Annotated in this window: 17 protein-coding genes; 10 read left to right on the top strand and 7 right to left on the bottom strand. The window is 74.5% G+C overall.

Annotation, left to right across the window (positions count from 1 at the left end; all coding sequences use genetic code 11):
- The first annotated feature begins 3 nt into the window (after window positions 1-3).
- On the top strand, window positions 4-828 hold the full coding sequence (locus EDJALFJO_RS21770; RefSeq protein ID WP_088288430.1) for a phosphate ABC transporter ATP-binding protein: 825 nt from the start codon (window positions 4-6) through the stop codon (window positions 826-828).
- Window positions 825-1,640, top strand: a complete 816-nt coding sequence (locus tag EDJALFJO_RS21765; protein WP_143448691.1) for a lytic transglycosylase domain-containing protein — start codon at window positions 825-827, stop codon at window positions 1,638-1,640. Before EDJALFJO_RS21770 ends, EDJALFJO_RS21765 begins: the two co-directional genes overlap by 4 nt.
- Before the next feature lie 24 nt (window positions 1,641-1,664).
- Here the strand turns inward: EDJALFJO_RS21765 and EDJALFJO_RS21760 are convergent, their stop codons facing one another.
- Window positions 1,665-3,239 (bottom strand): alkaline phosphatase, encoded by a 1,575-nt coding sequence (locus EDJALFJO_RS21760; RefSeq protein ID WP_088288429.1) that lies wholly within the window; start codon window positions 3,237-3,239, stop codon window positions 1,665-1,667.
- Window positions 3,240-3,657: 418 nt separating this feature from the next.
- Between EDJALFJO_RS21760 and arsB the strand changes: the two genes are divergently transcribed.
- Both arsB and EDJALFJO_RS21750 read left to right on the top strand, forming a co-directional pair.
- Window positions 3,658-4,767, top strand: a complete 1,110-nt coding sequence (arsB, locus tag EDJALFJO_RS21755; RefSeq protein WP_088288381.1) for an ACR3 family arsenite efflux transporter — start codon at window positions 3,658-3,660, stop codon at window positions 4,765-4,767.
- Window positions 4,764-5,033 (top strand): DUF2180 family protein, encoded by a 270-nt coding sequence (locus tag EDJALFJO_RS21750; protein ID WP_088288380.1) that lies wholly within the window; start codon window positions 4,764-4,766, stop codon window positions 5,031-5,033. Before arsB ends, EDJALFJO_RS21750 begins: the two co-directional genes overlap by 4 nt.
- Before the next feature lie 13 nt (window positions 5,034-5,046).
- Here the strand turns inward: EDJALFJO_RS21750 and EDJALFJO_RS21745 are convergent, their stop codons facing one another.
- Window positions 5,047-5,715 (bottom strand): arsenate reductase ArsC, encoded by a 669-nt coding sequence (locus EDJALFJO_RS21745; RefSeq protein ID WP_088288379.1) that lies wholly within the window; start codon window positions 5,713-5,715, stop codon window positions 5,047-5,049.
- Window positions 5,712-6,485, bottom strand: coding sequence for a helix-turn-helix domain-containing protein (locus EDJALFJO_RS21740; protein ID WP_088288378.1), 774 nt, complete (start codon window positions 6,483-6,485; stop codon window positions 5,712-5,714). Before EDJALFJO_RS21740 ends, EDJALFJO_RS21745 begins: the two co-directional genes overlap by 4 nt.
- 38 nt (window positions 6,486-6,523) lie before the next feature.
- Between EDJALFJO_RS21740 and EDJALFJO_RS21735 the strand changes: the two genes are divergently transcribed.
- From EDJALFJO_RS21735 to EDJALFJO_RS21725, 3 genes are all read left to right on the top strand, one after another.
- Entirely contained in the window at window positions 6,524-7,261 is a 738-nt protein-coding gene (locus tag EDJALFJO_RS21735) for an MIP/aquaporin family protein (protein WP_088288377.1), read from the top strand.
- 130 nt (window positions 7,262-7,391) lie between these two features.
- Window positions 7,392-7,748: an arsenate reductase ArsC gene (locus EDJALFJO_RS21730; RefSeq protein WP_088288428.1), complete on the top strand. Its 357-nt coding sequence runs from the start codon at window positions 7,392-7,394 to the stop codon at window positions 7,746-7,748.
- Window positions 7,749-7,831: 83 nt separating this feature from the next.
- Window positions 7,832-8,098: a three-helix bundle dimerization domain-containing protein gene (locus EDJALFJO_RS21725; RefSeq protein WP_088288376.1), complete on the top strand. Its 267-nt coding sequence runs from the start codon at window positions 7,832-7,834 to the stop codon at window positions 8,096-8,098.
- 19 nt (window positions 8,099-8,117) lie between these two features.
- Here the strand turns inward: EDJALFJO_RS21725 and EDJALFJO_RS21720 are convergent, their stop codons facing one another.
- Window positions 8,118-9,698: an FCD domain-containing protein gene (locus EDJALFJO_RS21720; protein ID WP_143448690.1), complete on the bottom strand. Its 1,581-nt coding sequence runs from the start codon at window positions 9,696-9,698 to the stop codon at window positions 8,118-8,120.
- A 141-nt stretch (window positions 9,699-9,839) separates the two neighbouring features.
- On the opposite strand from EDJALFJO_RS21720, the gene EDJALFJO_RS21715 reads away from it, so the two are divergent.
- Both EDJALFJO_RS21715 and EDJALFJO_RS21710 read left to right on the top strand, forming a co-directional pair.
- On the top strand, window positions 9,840-11,870 hold the full coding sequence (locus tag EDJALFJO_RS21715; protein ID WP_088288374.1) for an FAD-dependent oxidoreductase: 2,031 nt from the start codon (window positions 9,840-9,842) through the stop codon (window positions 11,868-11,870).
- 108 nt (window positions 11,871-11,978) lie between these two features.
- Window positions 11,979-12,413: an iron chaperone gene (locus tag EDJALFJO_RS21710; protein ID WP_088288373.1), complete on the top strand. Its 435-nt coding sequence runs from the start codon at window positions 11,979-11,981 to the stop codon at window positions 12,411-12,413.
- A gap of 53 nt (window positions 12,414-12,466) precedes the next feature.
- Here EDJALFJO_RS21710 and EDJALFJO_RS21705 read toward each other — a convergent pair whose 3' ends face one another.
- The 3 genes from EDJALFJO_RS21705 to EDJALFJO_RS21695 all read right to left on the bottom strand — a co-directional run bounded on the left by EDJALFJO_RS21705 (window position 12,467) and on the right by EDJALFJO_RS21695 (window position 16,732).
- On the bottom strand, window positions 12,467-14,941 hold the full coding sequence (locus EDJALFJO_RS21705) for a glycogen/starch/alpha-glucan phosphorylase (protein ID WP_088288427.1): 2,475 nt from the start codon (window positions 14,939-14,941) through the stop codon (window positions 12,467-12,469).
- Between the two features lie 81 nt (window positions 14,942-15,022).
- Complete coding sequence (locus EDJALFJO_RS21700) at window positions 15,023-15,607, bottom strand: hypothetical protein (protein ID WP_143448689.1); 585 nt, start codon at window positions 15,605-15,607, stop codon at window positions 15,023-15,025.
- Between the two features lie 135 nt (window positions 15,608-15,742).
- Window positions 15,743-16,732, bottom strand: a complete 990-nt coding sequence (locus EDJALFJO_RS21695) for an aldo/keto reductase (RefSeq protein WP_088288371.1) — start codon at window positions 16,730-16,732, stop codon at window positions 15,743-15,745.
- A 190-nt stretch (window positions 16,733-16,922) separates the two neighbouring features.
- Between EDJALFJO_RS21695 and EDJALFJO_RS21690 the strand changes: the two genes are divergently transcribed.
- Window positions 16,923-18,308, top strand: a complete 1,386-nt coding sequence (locus EDJALFJO_RS21690) for a pyridoxal-dependent decarboxylase (protein ID WP_088288370.1) — start codon at window positions 16,923-16,925, stop codon at window positions 18,306-18,308.
- Window positions 18,309-18,312: the final 4 nt, after the last annotated feature.

Here is an 18,312-nt window from a genome sequence, read left to right as displayed (position 1 = left end):
ACGATGACGAGCCCGACGACGCACCCGCCGACCACCGTCGACCTGACGACCGCGCTCGCCTCGCTCGACGCGCGCAACATCTCCGCGTGGTTCGGCGAGCGGAAGATCCTCGACAGGGTGTCGCTGCTCATGCCTGCCGGCCGGGTCACCGCGCTCATCGGCCCCTCGGGCTGCGGGAAGTCGACGTTCCTGCGGATCCTCAACCGGATGCACGAGCTCGTCCCCTCCGCGTCCCTGGCCGGTGAGGTGCTGCTCGACGGCCAGGACCTCTACGACCGCAACCGGCGCCTCACCGATGCCCGTCGCCAGGTCGGCATGGTCTTCCAGAAGCCCAACCCGTTCCCCGCGATGTCCATCTTCGACAACGTCCTCGCCGGTCTGCGCCTCACCGGGACCAAGGCGCCGCGCAGCACCAAGGACCGGCTCGTCGAGGAGTCGCTCACCAGGGCCGGGCTGTGGAAGGAGGTCCGGGACCGGCTGCACCAGCCCGGGGGCGCGCTCTCCGGCGGCCAGCAGCAACGGCTCTGCATCGCCCGGTCCCTCGCGGTCCGGCCCCGGGTGCTGCTCATGGACGAGCCCTGCTCGGCGCTCGACCCGACGTCGACCCGTCGGATCGAGGAGACGATCGAGGAGCTCGCCGACGAGGTGACGATCGTCATCGTCACCCACAACATGCAGCAGGCGGCCCGGGTCTCGCACCAGTGCGCGTTCTTCCTCGCCGAGCACAACGCGCCCGGGGTCATCGTCGAGCACGGCCCGACCGACCTCATGTTCGCGAGCCCGGTCGACGCCCGGACGGCGGACTACGTCAACGGCCGGTTCGGATGACGGTGCCGCACCGGCCCTCGGCGCTGCGCAGGGCCGCCCGGGCGGCGGCGGTCGTCACCGGCGTGGTCCTGCTCGGCGGCCAGGCGGCGTGGGCCGTGACGATCGCCCGCGGTGCCGCCACGGTGCAGGACCCGCTCGCCGTCGGTGCCGAGGGGGCGGTCCTCGACGACACCGCGGCCGCCCCGGTCGCCGGCGCCGCCGCACCGGCTGCTGCCCCGGCCCGGGGCGCGGCGGGAACGGCTGGGCCGCAACGCCTCCGGGGCTGGGCCGAAGGGCTCTCCCCCCGGGTGGGGGTGCCGGCCGTCGCCCTGGCCGCCTACGGCGCCGCCGAGGTGCGCCTGGCCGCCGAGGACCCGGCCTGCCACCTGTCCTGGGTGGCGCTCGCGGGCATCGGCGCGGTGGAGTCCGACCACGGCCGGTTCCGCGGCGCCGCCCTGGGGGCTGACGGTCGCTCCGACCCGCCGGTCGTCGGGATCCCGTTGGACGGCAACGGGGTCGCGGCCGTCGCCGACAGCGACGGCGGCCGGTTCGACGGGGACGCCGTCCACGACCGCGCGGTCGGGGCGATGCAGTTCATCCCCGGCACCTGGCGCCGCTGGGGCGCGGACGGCGACGGGGACGGCGTCGCCGACCCGTTCGTCCTGCCCGACGCCGCTCTCGCGGCCGGGCGCTACCTGTGCCACGCCGGTGCGGGCGACCTGCGGGACGGTGCCGCGTGGCGGCGCGCCGTCCTGGCCTACAACGCGTCGTCCGCCTACGTGGCCCGGGTGACGCAGGCGAGCAACGGCTACGCCGCCGCGTCCCGGGGCTGACCGGCCCCGGGACGCGGCGGGCTCTCAGCCCTGCGGGTCCAGCGTGACCGACCACAGCGAGGCACCGGACAGATCCCGCAGGTCGACGGTGAGCCGCTTGCTGCCGCCGTCGATGTTCACCTCGCCGAAGAACTGGTAGCCCTCCAGCGGCGAGGCGTTCGCCCGCGGCGGGGCGGCGACGAACTCGGCGGTCGGGCCGAAGGTGCCGTCGAGCCGGTTCGGGCCGAAGGCGCCCGCGTGCATCGGGCCGGACACGAACTCCCAGAAGGGCGCGAAGTCCGTGAACGACGCCCTCGCCGGGTCGTAGTGGTGCGCGGCCGTGTAGTGCACGTCGGCCGTGAGCCACAGGGTGTTCTCGATGCCGCGGCGGTGGATCTGCTGGAGGATCCATGCGATCTGCCGCTCGCGGCCCAGCGGCACCCCGCCGTCGCCCTGGGCGACCGCCTCGATGTCGACCGCCCCGTCGGGCACGACGAGCCCGATCGGCATGTCGGACGCGATGACCTTCCAGGTGGCCTCCGACTCGGCCAGCGAGCGCACGAGCCAGCGGGCCTGCTCGGTGCCGAGGATGCCGTCGAGCGCGGCCGGCGCACCGGGCTCGAGGCCGGGGGTGTTCGCGTCGCGGTAGGTCCGCATGTCGATGACGAAGACGTCGAGCAGCGGCCCGTGGGACAGCGTGCGGTACACCCGGTTCCGGTCCGCCGTGAGCGGCCCGACGGGGAAGAACTCCGTCCACGCCCGGAAGGCGCGGGCGGCGAGGACGTCGACGTTCTTCTCGGTGTAGCGGGCGTCGCCGAGGATCTGGCCGGGGTACCAGTTGTTGTGCACCTCGTGGTCGTCCCACTGGTTGACGAACGGCACGCGCGCGTTGAAGCGCTGCATCGCGGCGTCGCCGAGGTTGTACTTGTACGCCCCGCGGAAGTCGTCGAGGGTCTGCGCGACGTGCGTCTTGGCCTCCTCCAGGACGTTCCGGTAGACCCGCCCGTCCGGCAGCGTGACGTCCCCGGTGATGGGACCGTCGGCGTAGATCGAGTCGCCGCTGTGGAGGAAGAAGTCGGGGTCGCGGGCGAGCATCGCGTCGAAGATCGGGAAGCCGCCGATGTCGGGGTTGCGGCCCCAGCCCTGGCCGGCCTGGTCGCCGCTCCAGAGGAACCGCACGTCGTCGCCGTGCCGCGGGGCGGTGCGGAAGGAGCCCTCGGCGTGGTCGCCGTGCGGCCGCACGGCGTCCGGGTCGGCGAGGACGACCCGGAACGGGACGTCGCTGCCGGCGGGGAGCCCGCTGAGCACCACGCGGCCGGTGAAGTCGCTGTCGGGCAGCAGGAGCGGGCCGCGGACGGTCCGCACCCGGTCGCGGGCCGAGAAGCCCCCGGTCGGCGAGAGCTGGACGAACATCCGGGCCGGGCGGTCGGCGCGCGCCCAGACCACGCCGCCGGAGCGGGTGACGTCACCGCTCATGACGCCGTGCGTGAGGAGCGGGGCGGCCGACGGGACGAAGGACGCCGCCCGGGCCGGTGCGGCGGCGGAGATCGAGGGGAGGGCGCCGGCCAGTCCGGCGGCACCGAGGAGGAAGCTGCGGCGGGGGAGGGGGGTCGTCGTCATGCGCAGCACGGTGTCGGCGGGAGGTGGACGCCGGGCAGCCCGGCGGTTGAGCGGCGGATGACCAGCGGCTGACGCGTCCCCGCAGCGGCGTGGTGGACGGGGTGCGGCGCCACGAGTGTTCACCCGGGCGAGACGTCGCCGTGCCCCGGCGGTCATCCCGGCCGTGCACCGTCGGGGTGTGGACACGACCCAGCCTCAGACGCCGGACCCGCCGGCGTCCGCCGAGACCGGCCGTCCGGACCATGAGGGCCGGCGCGTACGCGCCGGCTCCTGCGGCTGCGTGCGGACCTGCTGGCACCGGTTCGGCGCGAGCGAGGACACGCACGCCGCGTAGGCCTGCTGCGGCGGACGACGAGCTCGGCCGCCGGCGGGACGTTCGTCGTACCGCGCGTCGCCGACCGGGGGTCACGCTTCGAGCATGGACGCTGCAACGCCGCTTGAAGCGAAACCCCAGGTCGTCGCCGCCCTGTCCCGACGGGACCGCTACCTGCCCGTCTGGATCGGCGCGGCGATGGTCGCCGGACTGCTGCTCGGTCAGGCGTTCACCGGGCTCGACGACGCTCTCGACGCCCTGAAGGTCGGGCAGACCTCGCTGCCGATCGCGCTCGGTCTGCTGCTCATGATGTACCCGGTCCTCGCCAAGGTCCGCTACGGCGAGATCGGCGTCGTCACCGCCGACCGCCGGATGATGGCGTCGTCGCTCGTCCTCAACTGGGTCGTCGGCCCGGCGGTCATGTTCGCCCTCGCCTGGCTGTTCCTCCCCGACCAGCCTGCGTACCGCACGGGGGTCATCCTCGTCGGTCTGGCCCGCTGCATCGCCATGGTCCTCATCTGGACCGACCTCGCCGGCGGCGACCGGGAGGCGGCCGCGGTCCTCGTCGCCCTCAACGCCGTCTTCCAGGTGCTCGCCTACGCCGCGCTCGGCTACTTCTACCTGCAGACCCTGCCGGGCTGGCTGGGTCTGGAGACCACCTCGCTGCACGTCTCCCTCGGCGGGATCGCCGGCATCGTCGCGATCTTCCTCGGGATCCCGCTCGTGGCCGGCTACCTCAGCCGGGTGCTCGGTGAACGCCTCCGGGGACGCGACTGGTACGAGACCCGCTTCCTGCCGGCGATCTCCCCGATCGCGCTGTGGGGCCTGCTCTTCACCGTGACCGTCCTGTTCGCCCTGCAGGGCGACACCATCACCGGCCGTCCCTTGGACGTCGTCCGGATCGCACTGCCGCTGCTCGTCTACTTCGCCGTCATGTGGTTCGGCACGTTCGCCCTCGCCTACCGGCTGCACCTCACGTACCCGCGCGCCGCCGCGCTCGCCTTCTCGGCCGCGAGCAACGACTTCGAGCTCGCCATCGCCGTCGCCATCGGTGTGTTCGGCGCCACCTCCGGGCAGGCCCTGGCCGGTGTCGTCGGCCCCCTCATCGAGGTGCCCGTGCTCGTCGGACTGGTCTACGTCGCGCTCGCCGCGCGGCGCTTCTTCCCCCGCGGTCCCGTCGCCGCAGCCGCGCCTGCCGGGGCGGGGGCGCCGTGAACTGCTACGAGTGCGCCGCCCGCGCCATGGACGCCCCGGCGGTCGCCGTGTGCGTCGACTGCGGGGTCGCCCTCTGCATCGAGCACGCGGAGGTCACCCCGCGCCGGCTCACCCGCACCGGGGCGATGAACCGGACGGTCGTCGTCGGACCGGCGACCCGCACTGTGCGGTGCCACCTGTGCCGAGCCGCCGTCGACGCCGCGACAGCGCCGCACGGCCCGGTCGCGGCGCGGTCCGGGTCACCGGCGACGGCCCCGACGGCGTGACCCGCTCGGCCGGTCACGCACGGACCGGGACCTCGAGCTCCTCGAGCAGCCGCCGCACGCGACGCTCGATGTCGTCGCGGACGGCGCGCACGTCGTCGATCGCGCGGCCGGCCGGGTCGTCGAGGGTCCACTCCTCGTAGCGCTTGCCGGGGAAGATCGGGCAGGCGTCGCCGCAGCCCATGGTGATGACGACGTCGGCGGCGCGGACGGTCTCGTCGGTCCACGGCTTGGGGAACTCCGCGGAGATGTCGATGCCGCGCTCGCGCATGGCCTCGACGGCGACCGGGTTGACCCGGGCGCCGGGCTCGGAGCCGCCGGACCAGGCGACGGCGCCGTCCCCGGCGAGGTGGGTGAAGAAGCCCATGGCCATCTGGGAGCGGCCCGCGTTGTGCACGCAGAGGAACAGCACCGTCGGCCTGCCGTCGTCGTGCAGCCCCTCGATCTTCGCGACGGCGCGCAGCCGCTGCCGGGCGAACCGCTCGGCGATGAGCGGGAGGAACTGCGGGACGGTCGCGTGCCCGGCGAACTGGTCGAACGAGGAGTGCAGGAACCGCTCGATGGTCTCGGTGCCGAAGACGCCCGCGAAGTCGTCGGCGAGGCGGCCGGCCGCGGCGCGCAGGGCGACGGACTGCTCCAGCGGCAGGGAGGCCCACGAGGGCCGTTCGGTGTCGGGGACGGTCATGCCGGATGCTCCTGTCTGCCGAGGGTCTCGGCGAGGTGCCGGACCCGGCGGTCGATGTCGTCGTAGGCGGCCTCGAAGGCCGCGTCGGTGTCGACGCGCACCGGGTCGGGGACCGACCAGTGCAGCCGGGCGCCGGGCCGGTCGGGCGCCGGGGTGAGGTCCTCGTAGGCGTTGTCGCACACGGCGACGAGCAGGTCGCCCTGCCGCGCCGTCGCGTCGAGGGGCTGTGGCCGCCGGCCGGCGAGGCGGAGACCGTGCCGGCGCGCGGTCGAGACCGCCCGCGGGTGCACGTGCGCCGCCGGGTGCGTCCCGGCAGACGTGGCCGGCAGGTCGCTGACCTGCTCCCACGCCGCGGCGGCGAGCTGGGAGCGGGCGGAGTTGTGCGTGCAGACGAACACCACCCGGCCGGCGGTGCCGGGTTCGCCGAACCGGCCCCCGAGATCCGCGGGCTGCGGCCCGACCAGGGCCGCGACGGCCGGGTCCTCCAGGCGCAGCCGGACGTACGAGCGACGCCGGTCGCCCTCGGACCGGACGCGACGGACGACGCCCGCCTCCTCGAGGACCTTGAGGTGGTGCGCGAGGAGGTTGCTCGGCAGGTCGACCAGCGCCCCCAGCTCGCTCGGGGCCGCGTCGCCGAGCGCGAGGTGCTCCGCGATCGCCAGCCGGACCGGCTCGCCCACCGCGGCGAACCGCGCCGCCCGGGTGCGCAGCCGCTGCGACGGGTCCGCGGGTGGTGCCGCGTCCCGCCGTCCGGTACTGCGTCCGGTCATCTTGCCTCCAGCCATATTGACTCAACTATGATCGAGGCATGGCAGATGTCAACCCTGGCCCCGACCTGGCCCGCCGGCTCCTCGCCGAGTGCGTCGGGACGGCCCTGCTCGTGACCGTCGTCGTCGGGTCCGGGATCGCGGCCCAGCAGCTCTCCCCGGACGACGTGGGGCTCCAGCTGCTGGAGAACAGCACCGCGACCGTGTTCGGGCTGGCCGTGCTCATCCTGCTCTTCGGGCCGGTCTCCGGCGCCCACTTCAACCCGGTGGTGTCGGCGGCGGACTGGCTGCTGGGCCGTCGGGGCGGCACCGGGCTGCCGGGCGCGGACGTCCTCGCCTACGCGGTCGCGCAGGTCGTCGGGGCGATCGCCGGCGCGGTGCTCGCGAACGTCATGTACGGCCTCGACGCCGCGCAGATCGCCACCCACGAGCGGGTCAGCGCCGGGGTGCTCGTCGGCGAGGTCGTCGCGACCGCCGGCCTCGTCGCGCTGATCTTCGCCCTCGCCCGCACCGGGCGGGCGCCGCTGTCCGCGGCGGCCGTCGGCGCGTACATCGGGTCGGCGTACTGGTTCACCTCGTCGACGTCGTTCGCGAACCCGGCCGTGACGGTCGGCCGGGTCTTCTCCGACACGTTCGCCGGCATTGCCCCGTCGTCCGTGCTGCCGTTCGTTGCCGTCCAGGTCGTCGGCGGCGGCGTCGGCATCGCCCTCGTCCGCGCCCTCTACCCGGACGTCGCCCTGACCGCGGACGACGCCGTCGTCCCGCACCACAGCAGCTGACCCGCCGGCACGGACCCCGAAGGAGCACCACGTGACCACCGACAGCACCCCCGCCCCCGCCGAGCGCGCCACGAAGGGCGACAGGCCGTCCGTCCTGTTCGTCTGCATCCACAACGCCGGGCGCTCGCAGATGACGGCCGGCTGGCTCACCGCGCTCGCGGGGGACCGCGTCGAGGTCCGCTCGGCCGGCACCGCGCCGCGTGACCAGGTCAACCCGGTCGCGGTGGAGGCGATGGCCGAGGTCGGCATCGACATCGCCGCCGCCACGCCCAAGGTCCTCACCGGCGAGGCCGTCCAGGCGAGCGACGTCGTCATCACCATGGGGTGCGGCGACGAGTGCCCCTGGTACCCCGGCACCCGGTACCTCGACTGGCCGCTCGAGGACCCGGCCGGCCAGGGCATCGACGCCGTCCGACCGATCCGCGACCAGATCCGGGCCAACGTCGAGGGGCTCCTCGCCGAGCTCCTGCCGGAACCGGCGGCCTGACGGCCGGCCAACGACGGCTCCTTCGCGCCTGAACGTTCCGTGTCTACACTCCTCGGAAGGGTCGCGCAGCCGCCGGAGGCCGTATGGACGTCGATCACGAGGCCCGGCGCCTGGTGGCCGTCCTGGCAGCGCGTCACCCGCTCTTCCGGCCCCGGACGATCGACCGGCTCGTCCGCCGGATCTTCGACGAGTTCGCGGACTCACCGGTCCGCACCTACCTTCCGGTCCTCGTGCAGCGCGAGGCCGAGCGTCGACTGCGCGACCTCGACCACGACTTCCCGGCCCGCCCGCTGCGCCCGCCCCGCGCCGAGACCGGGCTGCCCGTCGTGCCCGAGGCCCGGCACCCGTGACGGCGCCGCGCGGCCGCCGCTACCGGCGCACCGGCGGGCCCGGCGACCCGAGCTGCGTGAGCATGTAGCCGACGGCGTCGTCCATCTTCGTGTGCCACGTCTGGAGCGCCGACGCCTCGTCCCGTGCCGCGACCTGCTGGAGCAGGAGGGTGTCGTCGCGGACCATCTGCGGCACGGAGTACGCGTAGCGCACGCCCATCACCGCGGTGAAGAGGCGGATCTGCGACGACAGGGCCACGAACATCCGTGGCACCCGGCGCATCCCGGTGCTCAGGGCGAGGGCGTCCTGGAACCCGATGTCCGCCTCGCCGCTGGCCCGGGCGTCACCGGTGGCGGCGACGGTGACGAGCGCGGCGAGAGCCCGCTCGACCGGGTCCAGCGAGCCGGGGGCCGACTGTGCCGCCCGGCGGACGAGCAGCGCGCCGAGAGCCCGGCGGACGGCGTACGTCTCGACGACGTCGGCCACCTGGGGCGCGGGCACGAGAGCGCCACGGCGCGGTTCGAGGTCGACGAGGCCGTTGGACGCCAGCACGAGCAGCGCCTCCCGGACGTGCCCGCGCGAGGCGTGCACGGCCCGGGACAGCGACGACTCGGTGACCCGGTCGCCGGCCGCGAGCCGGCCCGCGGCGATCCGGTCGAGGACCGAGGCGAGGACGGCGTCCGCGACCACCTGGCCGGTCGGCCGCGGCTCGCCGCCCGGGGGCGCCGGCCGGCGGCCGGCCCGGTCCGGGGCGCCGTCCTCGAGCCACTCGAACGGCCCGCCGACGCCCTGGGCCCAGGCCATGAGCCGCTGCTGCAGCGCGGCCAGGTGCGGCTGCGGCGTCGCGGTGCAGCGGCGGACGAGGGTCTCCAGGAGGCCCTGCCACCGGTCGCCCGGGGCGAGGGGCAGGTACTCGACCCCGGGCACGTCGGCGGTCGGCGCGGGCAGCGGCCGGCGGGAGAGGACGAACAGCGGGGTCCGGGTGCCGAGCCGGCGGCGCACCGCCGCCACGAGGTCCGGCGTCGCGGCGGGGCCTGGCGTCGACGCCGGGTCCGGCGGGAGCGTGCTCGCGAGCAGGTCGGCCGCGAGCAGCGCCTGCAGCGGCGGGCGCCGTGGCGAGCGCATGAACGGGGTGGCCCGCTCCGGCGGGACGGCGGTCGCGTGGGCGGCGAGGACGAGCACGCTGTTCGACGCGTCGCAGCGAGCCCCGACGAGCGCCAGCCCGCCGGAGGGGAGCGGCCCGGCCGGGTGCGCCGCACCCACCTCGAAGGCCTGCCGCCAGGCGCGGACGACGGCCGTCTGGCTCTGCCCGGTGAGCCCGGCGACGGTGTGCGAGGTCCACCGTGCCGTCGGTGCGAGCAGCGGCGCCACGAGGATGCTGCGGACCGACTCGTCGCCGTGCGTCGGCGGCCGGCCGGCCCGCGGCAGGTCGCGCAGGCCGTCGGCGCCCTGCTCGGCGAACCGGGCGGCCCACTTCGCCGCCGTCTGCCGGGAGACCGGCTCCTCGCCGAGGAGGACCCGGGCCCGCCGCGCGACGGCGGGCTCCGGCCCCGCGTCGGCGAGCCGGCGCAGCAGCCTCACCTGCGCCGACGACAGGCCCGCCCTCCGCTCCGCGCGCACCTGCCGAGGGTAAGGCACTTATGCATCGGCGACTCGCGAGCGGGGCGAATCCGCGGTGCCCTCTCGCGCCGGGCGGCGGCCGGACCGCATCGTGGGGGAGGCGCCGCGGACCCGACGCCCTGTGGCCCACAGGAGGCGCTCGTGGCGACCGACCCGCTGCTCACCCCCTTCCGTCTGAAGGGCCTGACTCTGCGCAACCGGATCGTCAGCACTTCGCACGAGCCGGCGTACAGCGACGACGGTCTGCCCAAGGACCGCTACCGGGCCTACCACGTGGAGAAGGCCCGGGGCGGGGTCGGCCTGACGATGATCGGCGGCAGCGCCCTCGTCAGCCGGGACAGCGCCCCGGCGTTCGGCAACCTTCAGGTGTGGAAGGACGAGTCCGTCCCCTGGATGCGCCGCCTCGCCGACGAGGTCCACGAGCACGGCGCCGCGGTCATGATCCAGCTGACGCACCTCGGCCACCGGACGAGCAACTACACCCACGACTGGGTCCCGGCGGTCTCCGCGAGCGCCACCCGGGAGCCGGCCCACCGCGCCTTCGCCAAGGCCGCGGAGCAGTGGGACCTCGACCGGATCAAGGACGACTTCGTCCGCGGCGCGCAGGCCTGCCGCGAGGCCGGGCTCGACGGCATCGAGCTCATGCTCTACGGGCACTTCCTCGACTCGTTCTGGACGCCGTTCTGGAACCACCGCGACGACGAGTACGGCGGGTCCTACGAGAACCGGATGCGCTACCCGCTCGAGGTGATCGGCGCCGTCCGGGCCGCCGTCCCCGACGACTTCCTCGTCGGCGCCCGGGTCAGCTTCGACGAGGAGCGCGCGCCCGGCGTCGGCCCGCAGGAGGCGCTGCGGATCGGCGGTGACATCGCCGCCGCCGGCATCGACTTCATCAGCCTCGTCAAGGGCTCCATCGAGAGCGACACGGCGCTGTCCCGGATGATCCCCCCGATGGGGACGCCCGCCTCCCCGCACCTGGAGTTCGCCGGCCGGATGAAGCGCGAGCTCACCGTGCCGGTCATGCACGCGGCCCGGATCGCCGACGTCGCGACCGCGCGGTACGCGATCGAGGCGGGCCTGCTCGACCTCGTCGGGATGACCCGCGCGCTGCTCGCCGACCCGTACCTGCCGCTCAAGGTCGCGACCGGCCAGGAGGACCGGATCCGGCCGTGCGTCGGCGCGAACATGTGCATCGACAGCATCTACACCAGCGGTGCGGCGTTCTGCATCCACAACCCGTCGAGCGGACGCGAGCTCGAGGTGCCGCAGGTCGTCGCGCCGGCGGCGGCGCCGCGCCGGGTCGCGGTCGTCGGCGGCGGGCCCGCCGGGCTCGAGGCCGCCCGGGTCGCCGGTGAGCGCGGTCACGACGTGACGCTCTTCGAGGCGGGCTCAGCGCTCGGCGGCCAGCTCGCGCTCGCGGCGCTGTCGCCTCGGCGGCGGGACCTGCAGGGCATCGTCGACTGGCGCGCCCAGGAGCTGGAGCGGCTCGGCGTCAAGGTGCACCTCGACACCTACGTGGAGGCCGACACGCTCGCGGGCGGCGGGTACGACGTCGTCGTCGTCGCCACCGGCGGCCTGCCCGGCCGGCCTGACGTCCCCGGGGCGCAGCTCGTCCTCGACGGCTGGGACGTCGTCTCGGGGGCCAGGCGGCCCACCGGCCGGGTGCTCGTCTACGACGACCACGGCGGCACCCAGGCCCTCGACGTCACCGAGACGCTGCTGCGCGCGGGCGCGGAGGTCGAGCTCGTCACGCCGGAGCGCACGGTCTCGCCCGAGGTCGGCGCGCTCGTCGGTGCGGGGTACTTCGTCGCCCTCGCCGAGGGCGGCGTCCGGCAGACCGTGCTGCGCCGGCTGCTCTCCGTGGAGCGCACGCCGGACGGCCTCCTCGTGACCCTCGGCGCCGAGGGGGCGAGCCGCACCGAGACCCGGCGCGTCGACGCCGTCGTCGCCGAGGTGGGCACCGTCGCCGTCGCGGACCTGTACGACGAGCTCGTCGCCGGGTCGAGCAACCACGGCGAGGTGCGCATCGAGGACCTCCTCGCGCTCCGGCGGCAGTCCGCCGTCCGCAACCCCGCCGGCACGTACCAGCTGTTCCGGATCGGGGACGCCGTGGCGGGCCGCAACGTGCACGCGGCGATGCTCGACGCGGCCCGGCTGGCGCGCGCGCTCTGAGCCGCCGGAACCGGTCAGGAATCGAGAAGCCCGCTCGCCGCGCCCGCACCTAGCGTCGTCGTGGAGGGCCCGGTACGGACCGGGCCCCGCACCGGAGAGGGGCCGACGATGGCAGCGAAGACCGACGGTTTCAGCGCGGCCGAGCGTGCCGCGATGAAGGAGCGCGCCGCCGAGCTGCGCGCCGAGGGGAAGAAGGGCGCCAAGAAGGCGGAGGGCCTGGAGGCCGTCCTGGAGGCCATCGCGAAGATGGCCCCCGAGGACCAGGCGCTCGCCGAGCGCGTGCACGCGACGGTCACCGCCGCCGCTCCCGGTCTGTCGCCGAAGACCTGGTACGGCATGCCGGCCTACGCGAACGGGGCCGGCAAGGTCGTCGTCTTCTTCCAGGACGCCGGCAAGTTCACGTACCGCTACTGCACGCTGGGCTTCCAGGACGCGGCGACCCTCGACGACGGCGACATGTGGCCGTCGTCCTACGCGCTCGCCGCCTGGAGCCCCGACGTCGAGCAGCGGGTCGCCGAGCTGGTCAGGGCCGCGACGTCCTGACCGGCGCCGCGTCGTGCGGCACCGGCCAGGACGGCACTGTCGAGCGGGCTCGGTCAGACCGGCTCGGTGTGCCAGATCCGGTCGATGTAGTCGCGCATGGAACGGTCGGAGGAGAAGAACCCGCACCGGGCGATGTTGAGGATCGCCGAGCGGCTCCAGGCCTCCTGGTCGCCGTACGCCGCGTCGACCTTCGCCTGCGCGTCGACGTACGCGCGGTAGTCCGCGAGGGCCATGAAGCGGTCCTCGTGGAGCAGGTTGGAGACCAGCGGCTCGAAGGCCCCGCGGTCGCCGCCCGAGAACGCACCCGACGAGATGAGGTCGATGGCGCGCTTGAGGTCGTCGTCCGCCTCGTAGAAGCTGCTCGGCACGTAGCCCCGCTCGGTGAGCGCGGCGACCTCGGGCTCGAGCATCCCGAAGAGGAAGAAGTTGTCGTCGCCGACGAGCTGGCGCAGCTCGACGTTGGCGCCGTCGTCCGTGCCGATCGTCAGGGCACCGTTGAGGGCGAACTTCATGTTGCCCGTGCCCGAGGCCTCCTTGCCGGCGAGCGAGATCTGCTCCGACAGGTCCGCCGCCGGGATGAGGGTCTCGGCGAGGGTGACGTTGTAGTTCGCCGGGAACGCGACGGTGAGCACGCCCTTCGCCCGGGGGTCCGCGTTGACCACGGAGGCCACCGAGTTGATGAGGTAGATCGTCTCCTTCGCCATCCGGTAGCCGGGGGCGGCCTTGGCGCCGAAGATGAACGTCCGCGGCACGATGTCCGCCGGGTCGACGCGGCCGGAGACGAGGCTCTCGTAGAGGGTCACGATGTGCAGCAGCTTGAGCGACTGCCGCTTGTACTCGTGCAGCCGCTTGACCATGACGTCGAGCATGCTGCCCTCGGGCAGGTCGTAGCCGTCACGGCGCTGCAGCAGCTCGAACAGCCGGGTCTTGTTGGCCTGCTTGACCTCCCGGAAGCGGGCCCGGAACCCGGCGTCGTCGGCGAGCGGCTCGAGGCCGCGCAGCCGGTCGAGGTCGGTGACCCAGCCGTCGCCGACCGCCTCGGTGATGAGCCCGGACAGCAGCGGGTTCGACTGCCGGACGAAGCGGCGCGGCGTGACGCCGTTGGTGACGTTGATGAACTTCTCCGGCCACAGCTCGGAGAAGTCCGGGAGCACCTTGTCGCGCAGCAGCTCCGAGTGCAGGGCCGCGACGCCGTTGACCCTCGTCGCGGCCACGGTGGCGAGGAACGCCATCCGGACGCCGCGCTCCGGGTAGTCGGAGATGATCGACATCCGGCGCACCCGCATCTCGTCGCCCGGGAACGCCGCGCGGACCTCGTCGAGGAACTCGGCGTTGATCCGCTCGATGATCTCCATGTGGCGCGGCAGCAGCCGGCCGATGAGCTCGACCGGCCACACTTCGAGGGCCTCGGGCAGCAGGGTGTGGCACGTGTAGGCGAAGCACTGCCGGGTGATGGCCCAGGCCTTGTCCCACGGCTGCTTGAGGACGTCCACGAGCAGGCGCATGAGCTCGGGGACGGCGATCACCGGGTGGGTGTCGTTGAGCTGGAAGATGATCCGGTCCGCCAGCGCCGCCGGGTCGAAGGTGCTGTGCAGCACCTCGAACATGTAGTCGGCCAGCGAGCAGGCGACGAAGAAGTACTGCTGCTGCAGGCGCAGCTCCTTGCCCTGCGGCGTGGAGTCCTCCGGGTAGAGCACCTTGGAGATGTTCTCGGCGAACGTCTGCGCGCGGACCGCCTCGGCGTAGTCGCCGGCGTTGAAGATCTCCAGGTCGAAGGCCTTCGTGGCGCGGGCGCTCCACAGCCGCAGCGTGTTGACGCGGCCGTTGCGGTACCCGGGGACCATGTAGTTGTAGGGCACACCGAGGACGTTCCAGCCCGGCACCCAGCGGGTGCGCTCGACGCCGTCCTCGTCGGTGAACCTCTCGGTGTGGCCGGCGAAGTTGACGAGCTGCGAGGACTCCGGGTGCGGGAACTCCCACGGCCCGCCGAGGGTGAGCCAGGTGTCCGGCTGCTCGACCTGGCGCCCGTCGACGAAGGTCTGCCGGAAGATCCCGTACTCGTACCGGATGCCGTAGCCGATGCACGGCACGCTCATCGTCGCGAGGGAGTCGATGAAGCAGGCCGCGAGCCGGCCCAGGCCGCCGTTGCCGAGCCCGGGCTCCACCTCCTGGTCGCGCAGCGTGTCCAGGCTCAGGCCGCACGCGGCCAGGCCCTCCTCGACGACGTCCACCAGGCCGGTCGCGAGCAGCGCGTTGTCGAGCTGGCGGCCGAGCAGGTACTCGGCCGAGAGGTAGCCGACCGCCTTGACCGGGTTCTTCCGCTGCTGGGCGATCGCCTCGAGCCAGCGGGCCATGAGGTACTGCCGCACCGTGCGGGCGAGCGCGAGGTGCTGGTCGTTGACCGAGGCGCGGGCCAGCGACACGCCCTGACCGAAGTTGAGCTCACGCAGGAACGCACCGACGAAGCCGTCGACGTCGGTCTCGGGGGACTGGACAGGGGCGAGCGCCCGATCGTGGGTCGGGACCACGCGGGGCCCCTTCACGGGATCGATGACGTAGTCGTTGTCGGTCACCCTGCAAACGTATACACCGTGATCGGCCCGCGGCGGTCAGAGCGCCAGACAGGACCGGTCCGGGAGCGTCCCGACGACCGTCGGTCCGTCGTCCCGCCCCGCGTCGCCGACGGCGAGGGACCCGACCAGGCACCCGCCCGGGACCTGCACGGCGTAGACGAGGGAGCCCGCCGGGGCGGGGTCGTCGGTGCGCGCCGGCCGGGCCTGGGACTGCCGGAACCCCGCGGCGCGCAGGGTCACGAGCACGTCCTCGGGGGTGTGCTCCGGCGGCGGCCCGTAGGGCGGGGCGAGCAGAGCGGCCACCCGGGCGCGGTCGTGCCGCAGGTCGGCCACGCGCCCCGGGTCGACGGGGTCGCGGGACCGGCGGTCGGCGTCCAGCCGCTCGCAGTACGTGGGGTCGTCCGCCGGCCCCGGCGTGTCGCCGGCCCCGCACCCCGCGGTGGGGGCACCGTCGCCGGCGACGAGCACCGTCGGGGCCGGCGCGGGCGCGCCCTGCGGGGGCGGCGCGAGGGCCTGCAGGGTCACGTAGCCGAGGCCGAGCGCACCGCACAGCAGCACGAGCGCGACGGCGCGCTCCGGCCGGCGCGGCGTCACGGGCCGGCGCTGCACGGGCAGGGACATCGTCGGCGCTCGCAATCGGGCCGGGTCGGGCGGTGGCTACGGGTCCGGCGGACGCCGGCACACCACCGACGCTAGCCGCCGCCGGACGCCGCGGCATCCGGTTGCCCGACGCGGCGGTGTGACGAAGATCCGCACTCAGCGGTCGATCATGCGCTGCATCTGCTCGTTGTAGCGCTCGCCCTGCACCTCGATCCGGGCCGAGGCGTCGTCCAGCCGCCGGACGTCGTCCGCGGTCATGGCGAGGTCCGCGGCACCGAGGTTCTCCTCGAGGCGCTCGAGCCGCCGGGTGCCGGGGATGGGGGCGATCCACGCCTGCTTGGCGAGCAGCCACGCGAGCGCGACCTGCGCGGGAGTGGCCCCCAGGTCCCCGGCGATCCTGCGGACCAGGTCGACGACCGTCTGGTTCGCCGAACGCGCCTGCGGGGTGAACCGCGGGATGGTGCCGCGGACGTCACCCGCCGCGAACTCGGTCCCGGCGCCGACCGCGCCCGTGAGGAACCCCTTGCCCAGCGGGCTGAAGGGCACGAGCCCGATGCCGAGCTCGGCGAGGACCGGCACGATCTCGGCCTCCGGCTCCCGCCACCACAGCGAGTACTCGCTCTGCAGGGCGGCGACCGGGTGGACGGCGTGCGCCCGCCGGATCGTGCCGACGCCGGCCTCGGACAGGCCGAAGTGCTTGACCTTGCCGGCCGCGACGAGCTCCTTGACGGTGCCCGCGACGTCCTCGATCGGCGTCGCGGGGTCGACGCGGTGCTGGTACAGCAGGTCGATCGACTCGATCCCCAGCCTGGACAGCGACCCGTCGACGGCCCGGCGGATCGACGCGGGCGCGCTGGACAGCCCGGTCTGCCGGCCCTCGTCGTCGAAGGCGAACCCGAACTTCGTCGCGACGACGACCTCGTCGCGCACCGGGCGCAGCGCCTCGCCGACGAGCACCTCGTTGACGAACGGACCGTAGACCTCGGCGGTGTCGAAGAACGTCACACCGCGCTCGACCGCGCCGCGGAGCACACCGATCATCTCGTCGCGGTCACCCGGGTTGGGGCCGTAGCTCTGGCTCATGCCCATGCAGCCGAAGCCGATGGCCGACACCTCGAGCCCGTCGCCGAGCGTTCGCCTGTCCATGGGGGTGCTCCTTCGATCGTCGACGTCACCGGGGTGTCGCATCCTTGCGTGACACCTACCCAACCGCGTCCGGCCCTCACATGGCAGTGCCTGGCGGTCCTGGTCACCGCAGGACCGGGTCGTCGGCCGGCGGCACCGTGGCGCCGCCGACCGGCACCTGGAAGGCTGTGCGTCGACGGCAGGAGGGGCTGTGGACGCGCGCGAGGAGCAGTACGCACCGGCTCTCGACGCGGCCCGGGACCACGCCGTGCGCTGGCTCCGCTCGCTGGACGAGCGGCCGGTGCGGCCGCAGGCGGACGCGGACGCCGTCGCCGCGACGTTCGGCGGTGACCTGCCCGAGGACGGCTGCGACCCGGCGGCGGTCGTCGACCTGCTCGCGGCCGGCGCCGAGCCGGGGCTCATGGCCATGCCCGCCGGGCGGTTCTTCGGCTGGGTGATCGGCGGCACGCACCCGGCGGCGCTCGCCACCGACTGGCTCGTCAGCGCCTGGGACCAGAACAACGCCCTGCGGTACGCCTCCCCGGCGACCGCCGCCCTGGAGGAGGTCGCCGCGCGCTGGCTGCTGGACCTGCTGGGGCTGCCGGCGGGCGCGGACGTCGGGTTCGTCACCGGGGCGACGACCGCCAACTTCACGTGCCTGGCGGCCGCCCGCTCGGCGGTGCTCGCGAAGGCCGGGTGGGACGTCGGCGCCGACGGCCTCACGGGCGCGCCGCGGGTGCACGTCCTCGTCGGGCGGGAGCGGCACGAGACCGTCGACCTCGCCCTGCGCCACCTCGGGCTCGGCAGCCCCGCCGTCGTCGACGTCGACGACGAGGGCCGGATCCGCACCGACGCGCTCGCCGCGGCGCTCGCCGCGGTCCCCGAGGGCAGCCCGGTCGTCGTGTGCCTGCAGGCGGGCAACATCCACTCCGGTGCCTTCGACCCCTTCGCCGCGGCCGTCGGCCTCGCGCACGAGCGCGGGGCGTGGGTCCACGTCGACGGGGCGTTCGGCCTCTGGGCCGCCGCCTCCCCGTCGCTGCGGCACCTCGTGGCGGGCGTGGCAGCGGCGGACTCCTGGGCCACCGACGCCCACAAGACGCTCAACGTGCCGTACGACTGCGGGGTCGCGGTCGTCGCCGACCCGACCGCCCTGCGCACGGCCATGGGCATGCGCAGCAGCTACCTCGTCGCCGACGACACCGGGCCGGGGGACCCGCACGACAAGGTGCCGGAGCTGTCCCGCCGGGCCCGCGGCGTGCCGGTGTGGGCCGTCCTGCGCGCGCTCGGGCGTCGCGGCGTCGCCGACCTCGTCGACCGGCTGGCCGCCCGGGCCCGGGAGCTGGCCGACGGCATCGGCCGGGTCGACGGCGCGCAGGTCCTCAACGACGTCGTCTTCACCCAGGTGTGCGTGGCGTTCGAGGACGACGCACGCACGCGCGAGGTCATCGCCCGGCTGCTCGAGGGCGGGCACGCGTGGATGTCCGGGTCGCGCTGGCGCGGCCGGCACGTGCTCCGGGTGTCCGTGAGCAACTGGTCGACGGATGCGGACGACGTCCGGCGCTCGGTGGCCGCCGTCCGGGTCGCGGCGTCGCCCTGAGCCG

This window comes from Kineosporia sp. A_224, from assembly GCF_002198655.1.
In the GTDB taxonomy this organism is placed as follows: domain Bacteria; phylum Actinomycetota; class Actinomycetes; order Actinomycetales; family Kineosporiaceae; genus R-H-3.
This window is presented reverse-complemented; position numbering and strand designations above follow the sequence as displayed.

Excerpts from the sequence above, each read along its gene's own strand:
- EDJALFJO_RS21770 (WP_088288430.1), top strand. The coding sequence starts at position 4 with ATGACGAGCCCGACGACGCACCCGCCGACCACCGTCGACCTGACGACC.
- EDJALFJO_RS21765 (WP_143448691.1), top strand. The coding sequence starts at position 825 with ATGACGGTGCCGCACCGGCCCTCGGCGCTGCGCAGGGCCGCCCGGGCG.
- EDJALFJO_RS21760 (WP_088288429.1), bottom strand. The coding sequence starts at position 3,239 with ATGACGACGACCCCCCTCCCCCGCCGCAGCTTCCTCCTCGGTGCCGCC.
- arsB (WP_088288381.1), top strand. The coding sequence starts at position 3,658 with ATGGACGCTGCAACGCCGCTTGAAGCGAAACCCCAGGTCGTCGCCGCC.
- EDJALFJO_RS21745 (WP_088288379.1), bottom strand. The coding sequence starts at position 5,715 with ATGACCGTCCCCGACACCGAACGGCCCTCGTGGGCCTCCCTGCCGCTG.
- EDJALFJO_RS21740 (WP_088288378.1), bottom strand. The coding sequence starts at position 6,485 with ATGACCGGACGCAGTACCGGACGGCGGGACGCGGCACCACCCGCGGAC.
- EDJALFJO_RS21735 (WP_088288377.1), top strand. The coding sequence starts at position 6,524 with ATGGCAGATGTCAACCCTGGCCCCGACCTGGCCCGCCGGCTCCTCGCC.
- EDJALFJO_RS21730 (WP_088288428.1), top strand. The coding sequence starts at position 7,392 with ATGACGGCCGGCTGGCTCACCGCGCTCGCGGGGGACCGCGTCGAGGTC.
- EDJALFJO_RS21725 (WP_088288376.1), top strand. The coding sequence starts at position 7,832 with ATGGACGTCGATCACGAGGCCCGGCGCCTGGTGGCCGTCCTGGCAGCG.
- EDJALFJO_RS21710 (WP_088288373.1), top strand. The coding sequence starts at position 11,979 with ATGGCAGCGAAGACCGACGGTTTCAGCGCGGCCGAGCGTGCCGCGATG.
- EDJALFJO_RS21700 (WP_143448689.1), bottom strand. The coding sequence starts at position 15,607 with ATGTCCCTGCCCGTGCAGCGCCGGCCCGTGACGCCGCGCCGGCCGGAG.
- EDJALFJO_RS21695 (WP_088288371.1), bottom strand. The coding sequence starts at position 16,732 with ATGGACAGGCGAACGCTCGGCGACGGGCTCGAGGTGTCGGCCATCGGC.